This is a genomic window from Prochlorococcus sp. MIT 1304 (assembly GCF_047305015.1).
GTDB classification, from domain to species: domain Bacteria; phylum Cyanobacteriota; class Cyanobacteriia; order PCC-6307; family Cyanobiaceae; genus Prochlorococcus_A; species Prochlorococcus_A marinus_E.
On the sequence record NZ_CP138974.1, the window covers coordinates 1,073,149 to 1,090,674 of the forward strand.

21 protein-coding genes are annotated in these 17,526 nt (G+C 30.7%); 12 read left to right on the forward strand and 9 right to left on the reverse strand.

Annotated features, from left to right (window positions below):
- The first annotated feature begins 64 nt into the window (after positions 1 to 64).
- A complete protein-coding gene (gene acs, locus SIB45_RS05965; protein ID WP_011862635.1) occupies positions 65 to 2,047 on the forward strand; it encodes an acetate--CoA ligase in 1,983 nt (660 codons plus the stop codon).
- Here the strand turns inward: acs and SIB45_RS05970 are convergent.
- A complete protein-coding gene (locus SIB45_RS05970) occupies positions 2,044 to 2,766 on the reverse strand; it encodes a DUF1350 family protein (RefSeq protein WP_011862636.1) in 723 nt (240 codons plus the stop codon). The genes acs and SIB45_RS05970 overlap by 4 nt on opposite strands.
- 117 nt (positions 2,767 to 2,883) lie before the next feature.
- Here SIB45_RS05970 and SIB45_RS05975 point away from each other — a divergent pair, with 117 nt between their 5' ends.
- Positions 2,884 to 3,663 carry a 3'-5' exonuclease gene (locus SIB45_RS05975; protein WP_011862637.1) on the forward strand — a complete coding sequence of 260 codons (780 nt, stop codon included), beginning with the start codon at positions 2,884 to 2,886 and terminating at the stop codon, positions 3,661 to 3,663.
- 30 nt (positions 3,664 to 3,693) lie between these two features.
- Here SIB45_RS05975 and SIB45_RS05980 read toward each other — a convergent pair whose 3' ends face one another.
- The gene (locus SIB45_RS05980; RefSeq protein ID WP_011862638.1) at positions 3,694 to 4,104 is read right to left on the reverse strand and encodes a hypothetical protein; all 411 of its coding nucleotides are present in this window, start codon (positions 4,102 to 4,104) and stop codon (positions 3,694 to 3,696) included.
- Between the two features lie 98 nt (positions 4,105 to 4,202).
- Between SIB45_RS05980 and hisS the strand changes: the two genes are divergently transcribed.
- The 4 genes from hisS (at position 4,203) to SIB45_RS06000 (ending at position 6,445) form a co-directional block, all read left to right on the forward strand.
- Entirely contained in the window at positions 4,203 to 5,483 is a 1,281-nt protein-coding gene (gene hisS / locus SIB45_RS05985; protein ID WP_011862639.1) for a histidine--tRNA ligase, read from the forward strand.
- A gap of 140 nt (positions 5,484 to 5,623) precedes the next feature.
- Entirely contained in the window at positions 5,624 to 5,773 is a 150-nt protein-coding gene (locus tag SIB45_RS05990; RefSeq protein WP_225866356.1) for a hypothetical protein, read from the forward strand.
- A 2-nt stretch (positions 5,774 to 5,775) separates the two neighbouring features.
- Positions 5,776 to 6,075, forward strand: coding sequence for a TIGR02450 family Trp-rich protein (locus SIB45_RS05995; RefSeq protein WP_011862641.1), 300 nt, complete (start codon positions 5,776 to 5,778; stop codon positions 6,073 to 6,075).
- A 136-nt stretch (positions 6,076 to 6,211) separates the two neighbouring features.
- Positions 6,212 to 6,445, forward strand: coding sequence for a hypothetical protein (locus tag SIB45_RS06000; RefSeq protein WP_011862642.1), 234 nt, complete (start codon positions 6,212 to 6,214; stop codon positions 6,443 to 6,445).
- A gap of 47 nt (positions 6,446 to 6,492) precedes the next feature.
- Here SIB45_RS06000 and SIB45_RS06005 read toward each other — a convergent pair whose 3' ends face one another.
- A complete protein-coding gene (locus tag SIB45_RS06005; protein ID WP_011862643.1) occupies positions 6,493 to 6,669 on the reverse strand; it encodes a hypothetical protein in 177 nt (58 codons plus the stop codon).
- A 331-nt stretch (positions 6,670 to 7,000) separates the two neighbouring features.
- Between SIB45_RS06005 and SIB45_RS06010 the strand changes: the two genes are divergently transcribed.
- The 3 genes from SIB45_RS06010 (at position 7,001) to SIB45_RS06020 (ending at position 9,835) form a co-directional block, all read left to right on the forward strand.
- Entirely contained in the window at positions 7,001 to 8,059 is a 1,059-nt protein-coding gene (locus SIB45_RS06010; protein ID WP_011818131.1) for a chlorophyll a/b binding light-harvesting protein, read from the forward strand.
- Positions 8,060 to 8,152: 93 nt separating this feature from the next.
- Positions 8,153 to 9,541 carry a sodium:solute symporter gene (locus tag SIB45_RS06015; protein ID WP_011862644.1) on the forward strand — a complete coding sequence of 463 codons (1,389 nt, stop codon included), beginning with the start codon at positions 8,153 to 8,155 and terminating at the stop codon, positions 9,539 to 9,541.
- Positions 9,542 to 9,577: 36 nt separating this feature from the next.
- Positions 9,578 to 9,835, forward strand: coding sequence for a hypothetical protein (locus tag SIB45_RS06020; RefSeq protein WP_011862645.1), 258 nt, complete (start codon positions 9,578 to 9,580; stop codon positions 9,833 to 9,835).
- Here SIB45_RS06020 and SIB45_RS06025 read toward each other — a convergent pair.
- Positions 9,832 to 10,491, reverse strand: coding sequence for a glutathione S-transferase (locus tag SIB45_RS06025; RefSeq protein WP_011862646.1), 660 nt, complete (start codon positions 10,489 to 10,491; stop codon positions 9,832 to 9,834). The genes SIB45_RS06020 and SIB45_RS06025 overlap by 4 nt on opposite strands.
- A gap of 74 nt (positions 10,492 to 10,565) precedes the next feature.
- Between SIB45_RS06025 and SIB45_RS06030 the strand changes: the two genes are divergently transcribed.
- Positions 10,566 to 11,108: a GIY-YIG nuclease family protein gene (locus SIB45_RS06030; RefSeq protein ID WP_011862647.1), complete on the forward strand. Its 543-nt coding sequence runs from the start codon at positions 10,566 to 10,568 to the stop codon at positions 11,106 to 11,108.
- Here SIB45_RS06030 and SIB45_RS06035 read toward each other — a convergent pair.
- Together SIB45_RS06035 and crtL are read right to left on the reverse strand one after the other, a co-directional pair.
- Positions 11,105 to 11,812, reverse strand: coding sequence for an SDR family NAD(P)-dependent oxidoreductase (locus tag SIB45_RS06035; RefSeq protein WP_011862648.1), 708 nt, complete (start codon positions 11,810 to 11,812; stop codon positions 11,105 to 11,107). The two genes, SIB45_RS06030 and SIB45_RS06035, sit on opposite strands and share 4 nt — an antisense overlap.
- A gap of 5 nt (positions 11,813 to 11,817) precedes the next feature.
- Entirely contained in the window at positions 11,818 to 13,101 is a 1,284-nt protein-coding gene (crtL, locus tag SIB45_RS06040; RefSeq protein ID WP_011862649.1) for a lycopene beta cyclase, read from the reverse strand.
- Between the two features lie 225 nt (positions 13,102 to 13,326).
- On the opposite strand from crtL, the gene SIB45_RS06045 reads away from it, so the two are divergent.
- Positions 13,327 to 14,328, forward strand: a complete 1,002-nt coding sequence (locus SIB45_RS06045; RefSeq protein ID WP_011862650.1) for an SDR family NAD(P)-dependent oxidoreductase — start codon at positions 13,327 to 13,329, stop codon at positions 14,326 to 14,328.
- On the opposite strand, the gene SIB45_RS06050 is transcribed toward SIB45_RS06045, so the two are convergent.
- Complete coding sequence (locus SIB45_RS06050; protein WP_011862651.1) at positions 14,299 to 15,330, reverse strand: mechanosensitive ion channel family protein; 1,032 nt, start codon at positions 15,328 to 15,330, stop codon at positions 14,299 to 14,301. The two genes, SIB45_RS06045 and SIB45_RS06050, sit on opposite strands and share 30 nt — an antisense overlap.
- Positions 15,331 to 15,408: 78 nt before the next feature.
- Entirely contained in the window at positions 15,409 to 15,978 is a 570-nt protein-coding gene (locus SIB45_RS06055; protein ID WP_011862652.1) for an isochorismatase family protein, read from the reverse strand.
- Positions 15,979 to 16,094: 116 nt separating this feature from the next.
- On the opposite strand from SIB45_RS06055, the gene SIB45_RS06060 reads away from it, so the two are divergent.
- On the forward strand, positions 16,095 to 16,547 hold the full coding sequence (locus SIB45_RS06060; protein WP_011862653.1) for a Fur family transcriptional regulator: 453 nt from the start codon (positions 16,095 to 16,097) through the stop codon (positions 16,545 to 16,547).
- Positions 16,548 to 16,553: 6 nt separating this feature from the next.
- Here SIB45_RS06060 and arsS read toward each other — a convergent pair whose 3' ends face one another.
- Entirely contained in the window at positions 16,554 to 17,486 is a 933-nt protein-coding gene (gene arsS, locus SIB45_RS06065; RefSeq protein ID WP_011862654.1) for an arsenosugar biosynthesis radical SAM (seleno)protein ArsS, read from the reverse strand.
- Positions 17,487 to 17,526: the final 40 nt, after the last annotated feature.

Below are 17,526 nucleotides of genomic sequence, written 5' to 3' on the forward strand. Positions count from 1 at the left end.
TAATATTAAAATTTTTGATAACCTTAATCTTTTCGACTAAATTTATTAAGCATAGATTTATTTAATGACATTAGATAAAAAAAATTCAATCAATAACATACTTGAAGAAAAGAGAATTTTTCCTCCGTCAAAAAAATTTGCAGAAAACTCAAATATTAGTACTCAAGAAGAATTACTAAGTCTAAAAAAACAAGCATCAGATAATCCTATTCAGTTTTGGGAATCTTTTGCAAAATCTGAATTAGATTGGTTTGAGCCATTTCAAACCGTGTTAGATAACGAAAATGCTCCCTTTTTTAAATGGTTCAAAGAAGGGAAACTCAATATTACATATAACTGCTTAGATAGACACATTAAGAGAGGTCTTGGAGGAAAGACTGCACTTATATGGGAAGGCGAACCCGGAGATAGCAAAAAATATACTTACGAAGAACTTCTAAAAGAGGTATGTAGAGCAGCTAATGCATTAAAAGCAATTGGTGTAAAAAAAGGAGATTTGGTATGTATTTATATGCCGATGATTCCTGAAGCGATGTTTGCGATGTTAGCTTGTGCAAGAATTGGCGCACCTCATTCAGTTGTCTTTGGAGGATTTTCTTCAGAAGCTTTAAAAGACAGGTTAATTGATGGAAATGCAAGATATGTTATTACTGCTGATGGTGGTTTTAGAAAAGATAAAGTGATTGAACTTAAGCAAGCAGTTGATGCTGCAATTGAAAATGGGGCAGATAAAGTTGTTGAAAAAGTTGTGGTTGTTCAACGAACCAAAAAAAACATTTCGATGGTTGATGATAGAGATCTATGGTGGCACGAATTAGTAAAAGATCAAAAAGATCAGTGTGAACCAGAAATAATGAGTAGCGAAGATAGACTTTTTATTCTTTATACTTCAGGCTCTACTGGAAAGCCCAAAGGTGTAGTTCACACTACAGGTGGTTATAATCTTTGGTCCCATTTGACATTTAAATGGATTTTTGACTTAAAAGATGACGATATTTACTGGTGTACTGCTGACGTTGGTTGGATTACAGGTCATAGTTACATAGTTTATGGGCCTTTATCTAATGGTGCTACAACCTTAATGTATGAGGGAGTGCCAAGGCGCTCAAATTTAGGGGCTTTTTGGGAAATTGTTCAAAAATATAAGGTTTCTATTTTTTATACTGCACCAACTGCAATAAGAGCATTTATGAAGTCTGGGCGTGAAATACCTGATAAATATAATTTGGAGAGTCTTAGACTTTTGGGTACAGTTGGAGAACCAATTAATCCTGAAGCATGGATGTGGTACAAGGATGTTATTGGTAAAGATAAATGCCCTATTGTTGATACTTGGTGGCAAACTGAGACTGGTGGTGTGATGATAAGTCCCTTGCCTGGAGTAGTTGCCACTAAGCCAGGTTCGGCTACTTTCCCTCTGCCAGGAATCGAAGTTGAAATCGTCGATAAGGATGGAGATAAGGTTAAAGAAAATGAAGGTGGCTATTTAATTATTAAGAAACCATGGCCAGGCATGATGAGAACAATTCACGGAAACTCAAAAAGATATTTGGAGAGTTATTGGGAATATATTTCCTTTAAAGGAGAAAAAAATGTTTATTTTGCTGGAGATGGAGCACGCATTGATGAAGATGGATATATATGGATTATGGGAAGAGTTGATGATGTCATAAGTGTCTCAGGACATAGGTTAGGGACAATGGAAATAGAATCTGCTTTGGTGAGTCATAAATCAGTTGCAGAGTCTGCAGTCGTTGGCAAAAAAGATGATTTAAAAGGTGAAGTGATAGTTGCTTTTGTATCTTTAGAGAAAGACGTGAACGGTTCTTCAGAATTAGTAGAGGATCTAAAGAAACATGTTGTTAATGAAATTGGAATTATCGCAAAGCCTGAAAAGATTATAATTTCTGACTCTCTTCCGAAAACACGTAGTGGAAAAATTATGAGGCGAATTTTAAGATCTTTAGCTGGTGGAGAAAAAATTAGCGGTGATATAAGCACTCTTGAAGATAGTTCTGTTTTGGAAAAGCTGAAAGAATTATCCTAATCAGATTCATCAATTAAATTGGAAATTTTTTTTATAGTATTTCTTTTGAATTCATCATCGGCCCAGTCTCCCAAAAAATTTTCCCTTAGTCCTGCGCTTGCAATAATAGTGTGTGTACCTTTTAACATTACTCCCTTTGAATTATCTTCTTTTCTTGCTTTCAGACAAGAAAATAATTTATCTGTTTGATCTAATTCATCTGAGTTAAATTTTATGAGGAAGTTATTTTTTTGATTATATGTTTTTTCAATTAATCGCAGAGTTCTTTCAGGGCTTGGGCTGAATTCACTGTTGAATTCTAATTTTCGAGAAATTTGTTTCAATAATGGAATGGATTTATTAGCACTGAAGTTGTTAAAACTTATTGATATGAATTTTTCGCAGTTTCTTCCACCATCAGGAGAAATTAGATGAAGTTTGCAGCCTAGACTATGACCAATTCTTATTGAAGGAATTGATGTTCCTATTCTTTTTGATAAAGATATTCGACAATTCTTGAAATCCCTCCATGCTTTAATAGCAAGTTGTTGGTGATCAAATTGTGGAGTGTATTTATAAGCATGTACTGCATAGTTTTTATTAATTAAACTGTCTATGAATCTTTTATAAGTTAAATCTGGTTTAGAAGCTAGATAACTTCCACCAATAAATTCTACAATTTTTTTAGGATTTGAAGGCCAATAACAAAAATTATTAAATTGATATTTTGTAAAAGTCATCTTTCATAAACAAAGAATGTTTCAAAAATTATTTTCTAATCATGTTTCTTAATTTATATTAATTTAAGAGAAATTTTTATTAAATGCGTCAAGATAAATAAAAGTGTTTTCAGCTAATTGGAACTACCTAACAAAAAAGAATTAAATCAATTGGATATTCTTCAGGATCAAGTTATTAGCTTTCCCTCTGAAGATAGTGTTGCTAATCATAATAAAAAAATTGAAAAAATTTTAATTCTTGATACAGAAACAACAGGTTTAGATGAAAATAAAGATGAAGTGATAGAGATAGGTTGTATTTTGTTTGATGTATCGTTTAAATGTGTACTTTCACAGGTCTCATTTTTATTCCCAGTTAATAATAATAAAGCAGAATATGTTAATGGCATATCTGCAGAAGTAACTAATATCTCTCAACCGTGGGAAGATGGATTGAATTTCTTTTTAAAACTTGTTGATAGTTCGGATTTCATTGTCGCGCATAATGTAGAGTTTGATAAGAAATGGTTTGGGAAAGGAAGATTACCTAAGCTTAATAAAAAATGGATATGTAGTTTAGAAGATATTAATTGGTCTTTTCAAAAATCACTAAAAAATAGACCCTCAGTAACTGATCTAGCTTTATCTTTTTCAATACCAGTTTGGAATTTACATAGAGCTTTATCTGATTGCTTTTACATATCTGAAGTCTTCAAAAAATGTGATAATTTAGAGGAACTTTTACTTAAAGCTACTGAACCGAGGTTTTTATACAAGGCGCTTATTAGTTACGAAGATAGATCTTTAGCTAAAAATGCTGGGTTCAGATGGAACAGTCCTGTGCAGGGAGCTTGGTCAAGAAAATTAACTACTGATGAGGCAAAAAATCTTGATTTTAGAGTTGAGATTTTGAGTTAATATTTATTTAATTTTTGACTAAGAAAATATTTAGTGCATCTTACAAGGCATCCATTTATCACCCATTTTATGTGCTCCAATACATCCGTATTTTGAAGCAGCCTTTTCAGCCTCTTGTTTAGTGTTAAATAGATCTGACATCATATTTTCCTTATTTGAATTTGAAATTTGTTTGGAATGATTATGAGAATTAGGTGAATACTCCCATATCCCCATAGTAGTAACACCGGCAGAGATAATTCCCATTCCGACTACTGATAAATTGACTATTCCCATTGCGACTGCACCAAAAGAAAATACACCCATTGGGACTACCCCTATACTAATTACTCCCATTGGCACTATTCCTATTGAAACTATACCAAGAGGTGCAATTCCAAAAGCAATTTTTTTTGGTTTTGTACCGCAATGTTGATTCTCTTTACTTTTATTAATTCCCAATAGTTTTTCTAAATGTTAAATTAAAATTGTCTCACAAAATAACCAATCAAAGATTAATTTCTAGATGAATTAAAAATTTTGAATTATTTTTTAGAACTTTGAATAACTTAAAAAACCTAAGAGGAACAGTAGACCTATTTCCTGATCAATTAATAAAGTGGCAAAACGTTGAAAGAATTTTATTAGAACAGCTTTCTAGAGCATCCATCAAAGAAATAAGAACACCAATATTGGAAATGACCGAATTATTTATAAGAGGAATTGGTGAAGGAACAGATGTTGTTAGCAAGGAAATGTATACATTTCTTGATAGGGGGGAGAGATCTTGCACTCTAAGACCTGAAGGAACAGCCTCAGTTGCACGAGCGTTAATACAAAATGGAATATCGTCTAATCCTCTTCAAAAACTTTGGTACATGGGTCCTATGTTTAGATACGAAAGACCTCAAGCAGGCAGGCAAAGACAATTTCATCAATTAGGTGTTGAGTTTATAGGACATGATTCAGTTAGAAGTGATGTTGAAATTATTGCTTTAGCTTGGGATATCTTAAGTAAATTAGGAATAAAAGAACTCAATCTTGAAATAAATACGTTAGGTGATACTAATGACAGATCAAATTTTCAAAAATCTTTTTTAAAATGGTTACAAGCAAATAAAGATTCTCTAGATTTAGATTCTCAGAATAGAATTTCTAAAAACCCTTTGAGGATTTTGGATTCAAAGAATATTCAAACTAAAAAAGTTCTTGAAAATGCACCAAGATTATCTAATTTTTTATCTGAAAAAAGTCATAGCAGATATTTAGAATTAAAAAGACAATTAGAGGTTTTAAACATACCTTATGTAGAAAACTTTAATCTTGTAAGAGGTTTAGATTACTACACTCATACAGCTTTTGAAATTACTAGTGGGGCTCTGGGCTCCCAAGCTACAGTTTGCGGAGGAGGGAGATACGACGATTTAATAAAACAAATGGGAGGGCCAAACACTCCTGCAATTGGTTTCGCTATTGGTTTAGAAAGATTAATTTTACTCGCAGGAAAAGAGCTTGAAATTCCAAGAAATACTGATATCTATATCATTAATAAAGGCTTAATTGCTGAATCATTCGCAATGGATTTATCTAGAAAATTAAGAAATTACGATTTGTTAGTTGAGTTAGATTTAAGCGGAGCCTCATTCTCTAAGCAATTTAAAAAGGCAAATAAACTTAAATCTAAAAGTATTATTGTTATTGGTGATGATGAGGCAGTTAATGGGGAATTTATTATAAGGCTCTTTGGTCAATCAGGTAATGGGAATAAAGAGGAGGTTATATCTTTTGAGAATGATATTAAATTAGAAAATTGGATAAATAATAACTTACTTTTAAAGTGATGTTCTTGAAGATAGTGATAATTTTTCTTTTTATATTTATTTTTTTTAATTTAAGGAATTTTCTTAAATTAAATAAAAAACAAAAAGTTTTTAATTCTAAAAAAATAACAACTTTCAATAAAAAGAATCTTAATAATTGGATGAATTTAACTAAAAAAGAAAGATATAACTTATCAAAACAAGATTCTCTAAACTACATGGATAAAAGAAAGCTTTTATTAGACGAAATTAGAAATGAATATAAGAAAATATCTAGAAAAAATTCTGAGGGGAACATTAAGAAAAAATAATTATGGAAAATTACTGGACTTCTAATAAAAACATAAAAGGATTAAGACATTTTGTTTTAGTAAATGAGACTAAAGAAAAAGGAAATATTAGTTTTTTAATGGTTTCTGTCCTTGATTCTGAAATTAACTTAAAAACTACTTATGAAGAATTAATAAATAGTGGAAATTGGCACAAGGGTTGGATCAATCTTTCAAAGCATCAATCGATTACAGAAGAATACGTTAACTATAAATCCATCAATAAAGGAAAGGGTATCGATGAGATATTCATTAATGAAGATTCTTTATTTAATATTTCATGATTTGATATAAATCTTTCAAATCTCTTTTCTTTGTAAATACTAGGTTTTTTGTGACTTAATAATTATTTAAAAGTTTTACCCCTTTCAAAAAAATAAAATTAACGTTATCAAGGATTAATAATATTTACTTAATTCAATGTTAGGGGATATGTGGAGCTCATCTGAGTTGACCTCGGAAAAACTAGGAATAACTGAAATTAAACTTTCTTTTTTACGGGAAAATGGAATACTCAAGCCTGGGATTCATTGGAAAAGCTCTCCACTCGGTCAGAAAAAACCTTGGAAACCGAAAGCGCTTTACAATATAAAAAAGTGCAGAGAAATAATTAATAAACTTTATTCTGAAGAAAACCATAATATTGCAGCCTAAAAATGATATATATTCCTGATTAATTTTTGGGAAAATATATAAGATATTTATTCGATTAGATTCTCATCCTTGCAATCAATAAGAGTATTTTGCAAAGTTGGATATAAGTTAATCATATCTATATATTGTTTCGATTTTCTGTAAGATTTTGCAGCCTTTTTGTAATGAACTTCAGATTTCATTTCTAGTGAAAATTTTCTAGAAGACTCTTGAGAAGTAGTCATAATATTAGATGTCTTATTCCTTATTTAATAATTTTTTGAAAATGAGGCAATAACCACCACGGTGTAATGAAACAAAACATCGTTGTAATGTCAGCAAAATGAAATTTATTCAACTTATTTGAATTTAAAAATACTGGTTTATTTGATAGAACTTATATCTCTGAGAATAATTTTTCTTCATTAAATCTACCTTCTTTACTCTTGTCTTGCCCTTCGAATTATTTTTCTTTAGTAATAGTTAGGATTACTAACCTTTACAATTTTGTTATGAATTCAACTGTTTGGTGAAATATAAAGTATTCTCAAGACGTTTAAGCTAATCAATTCCTAAATGCAAACCTATGGAAATCCAGATACTACCTATGGATGGTGGGCTGGTAATTCAGGTGTAGCAAATCGCTCAGGAAAATTCATTGCTGCTCATGTAGCTCATGCAGGATTAATTGTTTTCTGGGCGGGTGCATTCACCCTTTTTGAACTTTCACGATTTGACCCAAGCGTCCCAATGGGTCATCAACCTCTAATCGTTCTTCCTCACCTAGCAACTCTTGGAATAGGGTTTGATGCTAATGGTGTTGCGATGGGAGATACTAAACCTGTTCTAGCGATAGCAATAGTTCACTTAGTTTCTTCTATGGTTTTAGCAGCCGGAGGACTTTTACACTCTTTACTTCTTCCTGGAAATCTAGAAGATTCTGATGTAGCAAGAGCTAGAAAATTCAATATTGAATGGGATAATCCAGACAAATTGACATTTATTCTTGGTCACCATTTAATTATTCTTGGTTTCGCAGTTATCGCTTTTGTTGAATGGGCAAGGGTTCATGGAATTTATGATCCAGCTATTGGTTCTGTTAGACAAGTTGAGTATGAATTAAATTTGGCCAAAATTTGGAATCACCAAACAGACTTTTTGACTATTGATAGCCTTGAAGAAGTAATGGGAGGCCATGCTTTCCTTGCTTTCGTTGAAATCACAGGTGGTGCTTGGCATATTGCTACTAAGCAAGTTGGTGAATATACCAAATTTAAAGGTAAAGGACTTCTCTCAGCAGAAGCTGTTCTATCATGGTCACTAGCTGGAATCGGCTGGATGGCTATTATTGCAGCCTTCTGGAGTGCAGCTAACACAACAGTTTATCCAACTGAATTCTTTGGTGAACCACTTGAATTGAAGTTTAGTATTTCTCCTTATTGGGTAGATACTGTTGATCTTCCTGATGGTGAGTACACTTCAAGGGCATGGTTAGCTAATGTTCATTACTATTTTGGATTCTTCTTTATTCAAGGTCATCTATGGCATGCTTTAAGAGCACTAGGCTTTGATTTCAAGAGAGTTACAAATGCTATCAGTAATATTGATAGTGCAACAGTTACTCTTAAAGATTAATTTTCAAATTTTCTTACCAATATCAAAAGGCTCCTCTTACCGGAGCCTTTTTTATTTGAAAAATTTTGTTTATTAATTTAGATTTAGAGTTATATGTTTTTGAAATCATTGAATATTTTTTCGATACAGAATAAAGATATTTTTTCAAATTCTCTATTGATAAGTTTTTTTGGATTGTTAATTATATTTTTTTTGTTGATTTTTGGAAGGAAATTTAAACTAGCTGTGCAACTAGAAAGATTTGGATTGCCGATAGCAGTCATATCAGGAATCTTAGGTATATCTATAGGCCCATTTGGTGCGATACACTTTTTACCAAAAGAAACAATAAATGTTTGGAGTAATTTTCCTACTCCTCTTTTATCATTAGTCTTCGCAACTTTAATGATGGGAAGACCTATACCGAATATAAATGGTTTAGTTAAACCTATTTTTAATCAATTTCTATTAGCTCTTTCACTGGGTTTCGGACAATTTTTTGTCGGTGGCCTTGTTGTTAAATATTTGCTGCCTCCATCTATGGACGCAAATCCTCTAATGGGTTGTTTAATAGAGGTAGGTTTTGAGGGAGGTCATGGTGCTGCATCAATAATCGGTGAAAGTTTTAATAAACTAGGTTTCCCAAATGGCTTAGATCTTGGTTTGGCTATGGCAACAATGGGTCTTTTATCCTCTTCAATATTGGGTAGCATATTCATCTTCCTAGGAAGAACTTTAGGTCTTTCAGATACTGAGGAAATTCTTGAACAAAAAGATACTCTAAAGGAAAAAAATAAGACAGGAATTTTTGCGGATTTAAGAATTTTTATAATAAATCTTGGATTCTCTGGTTTGGCAATTTCTTTTGGTATTTTGCTACTTAAATTTTTAAGGTATATTTCAAGTTCTTTTGGAGATTTTTCGAAGGAAATTATTTTTTCACTACCAGTATTCCCTTTTATTCTTATAGGTTCGCTCCTCATAAGATATATTTTAGAGAAAACCAAAAATACAGAATTTATTTCAAATATTCTGCAAAGGGAGATTGGTATTTTATCCACAGATTTGTTGATTTTTACAGCTATGGCGAGTTTAGATATCGCAGTTGTTTTTGATAATTGGATACTTATTTTAGTGTTTACTATTTTCGGTTTATTTTGGAATTTAATCTGCATTGCTTATTTCGCATACTTTATTTTTGATGATTATTGGTTTGAAAAGAGCTTGATAGAGTTTGGGAATTCTACAGGTGTAGTAGCTTCTGGGTTACTTCTTTTAAGGCTTGCAGATCCTAAAAATATTTCTAAGACTTTACCAATTTTTACGTCAAAACAGCTTTTCGCTCAGTTAATTCTTTCTGGGGGACTATTTACAGTTCTTGCACCATTAATGATTTCTAAAATTGGGTTAGATTATTGGACAGAAATTTGTGCCCTAATTACATTCGCAATTCTCTTTATTGCATTGATTTTTAATAAAGTAGAGATGAAAAAGTTTCAATAAGAACCCTAGAATAGTATTAGCCTAAATTTTATTTTAATGTCATTTACTCCCTACGATATTCCACCTCAAGAAAATAAAGGGAAGTGGTTTAGGAGTCATTTACTCGGAAGGGAAATTGAACTAGGAGAATTGTATAGTCTTGGATCAAATGATTTAGATTTGCTAATGGCGGAGACTGCAGAAATTAGAAGCGATCTTGATTTTAAGGAAAAAAATATTGGAAAATTTAGGACTGCAGGATATTTTTTGGAGTTAGCAAGAATAATTGAAAAAAGAAAGTTGTTAGAAAGTTAATTAAAAGGAAAATAATTCTTTCTATAATTTGGTTCCCATAATTCGTATTTATACATTAAGGTTTTAAATTCTTTATTTTTCTCAAATAAATCTAGCCAGTTTTTTATCGAGGGTTCAAAATAATTTATCCTTTTTTGACTTTCACAAGCAATTCTAAATTGTCTTACAAAAGGCCAAACAGACCAATCAGCGATTGTGGGGCTATCTCCAAAAAAATATTTGTTTTCTGCAAGTAGTTCGTTCCATCTCTTTATAAATTTCATAGCATTTGTGAAATGAAATTCTTCATCACTATCTTTATATCTAGTTGCATATTTAAATCGATCTAAATGATATTTGAATTCGTTATCGTTTTCATTAATTATTTCAAAAATATCTTCCTTTTTGTTCTCAGGAAAATAAATTAATTTAATGTTTTCCTTTTTCGACTCTGAGAGAGCCCACAGGATAATTTCAAGACTTTCTTCAATAACTTCACTATTTTTTTTTATAAGAATTGGAACCGTTTTTGTCTTTGAATTATTTAAAAAATCTGGAGGTTTATTTTTTAAATCTATTTCTCTAATCTCTACTTTTATTTCGCAAATTAACAGGGCCCATCTTGCACGAATGGCATATGGACATCTTCGAAATGAATATAAAATATCGTTTTTCATATTGTAAAAACTTTTAATTTCCCTAATTCTTTTAGTATTATCTAAGTAGGAACAGTTTTAATTTTACAACGCAAATGTCGGGATATGTTTACCTTATTAGAGTAGGAGATCTTTATAGGATTGGGAAAACGGATAATCTTGAAAAGAAAATTAAAAAATTAAAGCCAGATGAATTATTAACATCAATTATGACTAAGGAGCCAGAAACTCTTGAGGCAAGATTACTAAGAAAATATAAGTCGCAAAGAATCCCTGAAACTGGTTATTTAAAGCTTTCGAAAAGACAAATTAGAGAATGTAAAAAGCAATTTGAATTAAAGGGTAGCTTGCCTCACACTTTAGATGCTGAAGTTTCCATAACTCTTTTTGCATCTTTTTTATTGTTTTCATTAGGTTTTTTTATTTTTAATTATTTAAATTTTGGATTTGTAAGATCTATATCTTATTCTTTCGGAATGGCATCTCTACCAATGGTTATATTATTTGTTACAGGTAGTTTTGGGGGATACTTTTCTGAAGATTTATCTCTTTTTTCATTATTAACTAATCGAATAAAAGGTTTATTTATTGCAATTGCAATGCTTTCAATGGCTTACTTAATTTTTAATTTAGGTTAAATTTCATAGTTACAATTTAAGGCGATTTCAAATGGAACTGATTGGGTAGGTAACTTAAGAATAGTTGAGCATATTTCAGCAATATCCTCAGGTTGTGTCATGCTTGATTTGTCTAAGGAAGAAATATTTTGGGCCATTTTTGTATTAACCCAGCTTGGGCAAATTGCGGAAATCCTTATATTTTCATCCCAACCTTTATTTTTCATCGTTTGGCATAATCCCATCAAAGCAAACTTTGAAGAAGAATAAGCGGCTAAATCACCTTTGGATCTTTTCCCACTCATTGATACTAAAACAATAATTCTTCCTCTTCTAGAGGTACATAAATGATCCCAAGAAAGCTTACATAAATGCCAAATTGCCAAAAAATTGATATTTAATGTATTTAAAATATCTTCTTCATCACCATCTTTGTATAAGAAAGGAACTTTCGATAATACTCCAGAGCAATTTATTACTGAATCAAATCCTCCAAATTTATCTACGGTATTCTTTATCCAATTTTCGGCTGTAATTTTTTTTAAAGCATCATAGTGGTTGATTAGAATTTTCCCTTCTGGCCATTTTTTTGGATCAATAGCGCTTCCTTTTAATGATTCTAAATCTCTTATGCCAAGACTAATTCTATTGCCTTCTTTTAATTCTTTATGTGCAATATTTAGTCCAATACCTCTACTGGCTCCACTTATTAATATGGTTCTCATTTTAACTATATGTTTGGAAATATTATCCTAAGTAACATTTTAAATTCTCTTCCATGCATAATCATAAGACCCTTCTTTACACTCCATGGAGCCTTTATAAACATTACGCACATCGCATACACAATCTCTTTTAAAGAAAGAGTATCAGTTAGAAAACCATACCATTGATTTTTAGGTAGTTGGAAAAAACTTCCAAAAAATTCTCTCAACAGTTTCTCGTCAAACCTCATGAGTTTTTCTAATCCAAATTGGTAAAGTGATTTCTTCCTAATTAATTCTTTTGACCATAAAGTTTCCCAACCTTTTCTAGCAATATGATAGGTACTTAGATTTTTGTTTTTAATTGCTTCTGAAACTGCCTTAGCGACAAGTGGAGCTCTTCTTAAAACATTACCAATTAAATATCCAGATGCAGGATGAACCATTGAAGCAGCACCACCGTATCCAAGTATTTGTTGTTTGAAATCTGGGATTGGCATATTCATAGGAAGAAATAAGCCAAGCTCTTCGTGTTGCATGCTTGTGATTGATATATTTCGATAAGAAAGCCTCTTCTCTAGTCTCTCTTTTAAATTTTCCATTGTTAGAGGATTTACTAAACCAAGAGATGTCTCTTCTAGAAAATATTTCCCATCCCCCATATCCATGGCATAAAGAAAAGTTGGCGGTTCTTTTTTTTGCTCATCGTTAAGATGGTCATTTCTATAGTCCATTAATACAAACTGCCCTTTCTTAAGTGGAGGTTTACTAAAATTACCTACTATCCCATAACAAGTTTGGACAGCTAAGGGACCACATGATTTTAATTTTAGAAAAACAGGATCATACCCTGTTGCATCTACTACTAATCTTGCAGAGTAAATTTTGCCATCTTTTGTAGTTACTGTACTTTTGTATTTTTCAAAATGTATTTTGTTGGCAAAGCCTTGATGCCATTTAATAAAAGACTTATTGCATTCATTAAACCAATAATTGTGGAGTTTCTTCTTATCAAATAATCCATAATCTAGTGAATGTTCCGTGGCTTTATTTTCGTCGTCCTGCTCTTCTAAAGCGCCATGCCCAAAAAAACTTACAGTATTCTTCCATCTATATTCAAGTAAATCCTGAAGCCCGAGTTGATCAACTTCTTTCCCCCAAATGCCATATGTATTTGGCCAAGGCTCATCTGGTCCATTTGGAGAAAGCACTTCAACATCTAATTTTTCCTTACCTAAAGCTGAGGCAATAGCCATACCTGCAGGCCCTGCACCCAAAACAAGAACATCTGGCATATTTTCTTTTGACATTAAATATAAATCTTATGATTAAAGAAATTTATGGAACAAATTATTACCTCTGCGCCTAGAATTATATTTTTCATCCAATACTTGTAATGAGAGTAGATTAATAATAATCAAATTACTCAAATACTAGTGACTAAGTTTTCAGTGTTTTAACAATAATTTATAAGATTACAAAATAAAAAAAAACTTTATTTATTTTTTTATCATAAAAAAAATATAGGAATTTAAATGATTAAAAATAAAAATATTTTAATTACTGGAGGTAATTCAGGAATAGGGCTTTTTGCCATTATTAATTTACTGAAGACGAAAAATATTTTATATGTTGTAATAAAAAACGAATTTAGAAAGAATGAATTTCTCAAAAAAATCGAGAAATATTTTGATAAAAATTACCTTAGTAAATTTTTAAATATTATTGAAAATTGTGATCTTTCAGATCTAGATAATATTAAAAAAATTAAAGATTACTTTATTAGTAAAAAGATTTTTATAGATATTCTTGTTTTAAATGCAGGATTGCAATATACAGGCTCTTTTTACCCTAAAGTATCAAAACAAGGCATAGAACTAACTTTTGCGGTAAATCATCTTGCACATTTTTACTTGGTAAATGTCCTAAAAGATTTTATTAGAGATATAGAAGAATCTAGAATCATTATTACATCATCAGATGTACACGACCCCAAAAGTTCAGGTGGCAATATAGGAAAGAAAGCGGGACTTAATAACCTAGTTAATTTAAGAAAAAAAGTAACTGGGCAATTTTTAAATTTTAACGCTGATGAAGCTTATAAAAATAGTAAGTTATGTAATATTTTGTTTGCTAAAGAACTCGAAAAAAAATTAAAAATTTCCTCTAGTAAAATTTCTGTAATTACTTGGGCTCCTGGTCTAGTAATACCAAATGATGATCTCGGTTTTTTTAGATATAGTAAGCGCTTTAATCTCTTTGGGTATTTAATTTTTTCTAAAGCTGCAAAAAATATTTTAGGAATTTCTGAAAGTATAGAAAATGCTGGTAAGATACTTTCTGAAATTGTTCTTGATTCAAATTTAAATAATATTGGTTACGTTCATTTAAGTAATAAACTTATATCTTTTAAGAAACATAAATTAGTTGAAAGTAAGGTTAGTGATGAGGCAAATAATTCTGAGTTAGCTTCAAAACTCTGGATTTTAAGTGAAGAGATTTGTAGATCATTTGGCTTTGTTACTTTCAATATTTAAGGTTTGTGTTGGGAATGCAAACTCTATATTATTAAACGCAAATTCCTCAATAATTCTTAAATTTATAGATTGTTGCGCTTCCATTGCGGCGAGATAATTATTTGTTGGGATGTAATAAACAAGTTCGAAATTAAGACTGAAGTCTCCGAAATCTGTGAAATGACATCTATCAAAAGAAGCATCTTTTGTCTCTTCAACTATTTTTTTAATTATTATTGGAATCAATTTCATAAGTTTTGGAGAGGTTTCATAAACTACTCCCAATTTATGTACTAACCTTCTTTTTTCCATTTGTGCGTAATTTGAAATTATTCCATTTGTTAGGGCGCTATTACTCATTACTATTACTTCTCCATTAATACTTCTTATCCTTGATGATCTTACTCCAACTCTCTCAACCATTCCGAGGACTCCATCAGATTTTATAAACTCACCTTTTTGAAAAGGTTTATCAAGCAAAATTGTTATATATTCAAAGAACTCCTGAACTGGATCTTTCAAAGCTAGTCCTGCTCCAATACCTCCTGCACTTAGTAAAGCCCAAATAGCAGTCATTTGAACACCTATATTTTGTAAGAAAAAAATTGAGCCAATAGTCCATGTTAATGCTTTTATCAATGGGGTTAGTGAAGATACCATCGAACTAATTGAGGAATCATTAATTTTCGAGGTCGTTTCTGTTAAAGATCTTATTAAAACTTTGTTGAGAGCTTTTATGATGATTATTAATATAAATAATTTCAAAATATTCAATATGACAGAGATGAAAGTTATTTCATCAGCAAAAAAATAGTCAATTGAAAAATAAAATGATAGGAGGAAACCTATAGGTTTTATGATTCCAGAGATCACCTCAAAAATAAAATCATCGAAATTTGTTTTTGTTCTTTTGGAAATCTTTTTAAAAAATATTTTTGAAACTTTTGAAATTATTATCGACAATAAAGTTCCAATGAAAAAAATAGATATTGCCAGAAGGAAGTTTTCAGTAACTAATTTCATATTCAAATAAACCCTTAAATTTTATCTTTAATAAAATTTTAAATTATCTCAAAACAACAAGCCAGTCTTTATTTTTCTTTAACTCATTATTATGTTTCTAATTTCTTTAAATTCTTCTCTATCCGCAGTTTTGCATAATTCAAAAATTATTGATTCAGTTGTTGTTAAGATCGCCCCACTCTGAGTCATTCTTTGTAAGGCTATTTCATGATCTACTCTACTTCGACTTCCCATGGAATCTGATATGAGAGTAACTTCAAATCCTTTTTGTAAACAATCTAAGACTGTTTGTTGAATACAAATATGCGTTTCGATCCCACAAACTATCAAATTAGTAATTTTCTTATCTTTAAGTTCTTTTAAAAAATCTTCTATTTTAGCTAGGCTGAATTCCATTTTTTCAAATTTTCTAAATTCTGCTATTGGTGATAATTCAGGTATCGTTACTCCCAATTTGATTGGGTTCTGTTCAGATATAAATATGTTTTCTTCTAAAATTTGGTAAGCATTTGTAAGCTTTTTAATGTTTTTGATTATTGAATCCTTATTAAAAATTGGTCTTATTATTTTTTCCTGAATATCAATAATTATCAAGGCGTTTACTTTCGATGATAATTTATCAAAAGAGATTTCTTGATCATTCATCATTTATGTATAAAGATACATTTAACATAATATTTTGAAGAACTTTAGTAAACATTTTAAATCAATAAGTTGTATTACTCTCATCTAGAGTTATTATTGAGAATAGCAATGGGTTAATTTTGTCATTATCCTCTCAATACAAAGTCATCACATCTCCTCTTGGTGATGGATTACATAAAGATGGGAAGAGATTAACTCCTCAGAGGCTAAAAGTTCTTAATTTATTTGAAAATATTGGCTCTGGGAAGCATCTTAGTGCTGAAGAGGTTCATGAAAAGTTAGTTAAAACAAGCTCCAAAGTTTCATTAGCAACAATTTATAGAACTTTAAGACTTTTAGTGCAAATGGGGTTGCTTCATGAATTAGAACTCAGTGAGGGTGGACACAGATATGAATTGCTTAGTAACGACACACCTGATCATCATCATTTGATTTGCATTAGGTGTGGAAGAACAGAAGAATTCGAAAATGACGAGGTTTTAGAGGCAGGCAAAATTGCAGCAAAAGTTAATGGTTTTAAACTAATTGAATCCTCTTTGAATGTAAGAGCTATTTGTCCTAATTGCATTTAGCAAGTTTCAACTTAAAGTCCCTCCACAACTTGACCCTGCACCTGCAGTGCAAGCAAAACAATGTTCTTTTACAGCTACCCCGTAGTCAAAAGTAAATGATTCATCCAATAGATCAAAAAGTGTCTTTGGTCCTTTATTCTCTCGGAAATTTATCTGTTGGTTAAAGTCACAGTCATAAATTTCTCCTAGCCAATTTACGCTAATTGTCTTTTTACACATAAGATTTTCTAAATTTTTTTCATTAAAATTTTCTTTTAGTAATTTGTAATAAGTATTTAGTTTCCCTTCTCTTCTAAGAAATTCTTCATATCTATTTATTGGCATATTAGTTATTGTGTATAAATTATTAAAAACGATGTTGAATTTTTCGAATAGAATTTCTTTATAATCCTTCTCCAATATTTCCTGAGAAGGAGGAAGAATTGGGCTTACAGGATTGTAAACAAGATTTAATTGTAATCCATTTTCTTTCTTTCCATATCCTAGATCATTAAGAATTTTAATGGCATTAATACTTTTTTCAAAAACGCCAAAACCTCTTTGAAAATCAACATTATTTTTTTCATAACATGGTAGCGAAGCAGTAACTATCACTTTATTTTTTGCAAGAAATTGAGGAAGATCTTCATAACCCTCTTCAAAAAAAATTGTCAAATTGCACCTATCAATAATATCAACTTTTTTTGTGCTTAAGCTGGTTATTAGGTTTTTAAATTCTGGGTGAAGTTCTGGCGCACCACCTGTAATATCTAAAGTCTTGATTTTATATTTTTCAATTATCTTTGGAATAAGAGATATCATTTCATTGGACATTTTTTCAGTCCTTAGGGGACTCGAATTGACATGACAATGCTTACAAGCCTGATTGCATTTATAACCTATGTTAATTTGCAATGTTTCTATAGGTTCTTTATATATTGAAGGGAATTTTTCTTTCATGAATCTATTATTTATAAATTGTCATTAGAAAATAAAAAAG

Bases quoted from the DNA above. Each gene is read 5' to 3' on its own strand.
- acs (WP_011862635.1), top strand. From the start codon at position 65: ATGACATTAGATAAAAAAAATTCAATCAATAACATACTTGAAGAAAAG.
- SIB45_RS05970 (WP_011862636.1), bottom strand. From the start codon at position 2,766: ATGACTTTTACAAAATATCAATTTAATAATTTTTGTTATTGGCCTTCA.
- SIB45_RS05990 (WP_225866356.1), top strand. From the start codon at position 5,624: ATGAATTTAACTAAAAAAGAAAGATATAACTTATCAAAACAAGATTCT.
- SIB45_RS05995 (WP_011862641.1), top strand. From the start codon at position 5,776: ATGGAAAATTACTGGACTTCTAATAAAAACATAAAAGGATTAAGACAT.
- SIB45_RS06000 (WP_011862642.1), top strand. From the start codon at position 6,212: ATGTTAGGGGATATGTGGAGCTCATCTGAGTTGACCTCGGAAAAACTA.
- SIB45_RS06005 (WP_011862643.1), bottom strand. From the start codon at position 6,669: ATGACTACTTCTCAAGAGTCTTCTAGAAAATTTTCACTAGAAATGAAA.
- SIB45_RS06010 (WP_011818131.1), top strand. From the start codon at position 7,001: ATGCAAACCTATGGAAATCCAGATACTACCTATGGATGGTGGGCTGGT.
- SIB45_RS06015 (WP_011862644.1), top strand. From the start codon at position 8,153: ATGTTTTTGAAATCATTGAATATTTTTTCGATACAGAATAAAGATATT.
- SIB45_RS06020 (WP_011862645.1), top strand. From the start codon at position 9,578: ATGTCATTTACTCCCTACGATATTCCACCTCAAGAAAATAAAGGGAAG.
- SIB45_RS06025 (WP_011862646.1), bottom strand. From the start codon at position 10,491: ATGAAAAACGATATTTTATATTCATTTCGAAGATGTCCATATGCCATT.
- SIB45_RS06030 (WP_011862647.1), top strand. From the start codon at position 10,566: ATGTCGGGATATGTTTACCTTATTAGAGTAGGAGATCTTTATAGGATT.
- SIB45_RS06035 (WP_011862648.1), bottom strand. From the start codon at position 11,812: ATGAGAACCATATTAATAAGTGGAGCCAGTAGAGGTATTGGACTAAAT.
- crtL (WP_011862649.1), bottom strand. From the start codon at position 13,101: ATGTCAAAAGAAAATATGCCAGATGTTCTTGTTTTGGGTGCAGGGCCT.
- SIB45_RS06045 (WP_011862650.1), top strand. From the start codon at position 13,327: ATGATTAAAAATAAAAATATTTTAATTACTGGAGGTAATTCAGGAATA.
- SIB45_RS06050 (WP_011862651.1), bottom strand. From the start codon at position 15,330: ATGAAATTAGTTACTGAAAACTTCCTTCTGGCAATATCTATTTTTTTC.
- SIB45_RS06055 (WP_011862652.1), bottom strand. From the start codon at position 15,978: ATGATGAATGATCAAGAAATCTCTTTTGATAAATTATCATCGAAAGTA.
- arsS (WP_011862654.1), bottom strand. From the start codon at position 17,486: ATGAAAGAAAAATTCCCTTCAATATATAAAGAACCTATAGAAACATTG.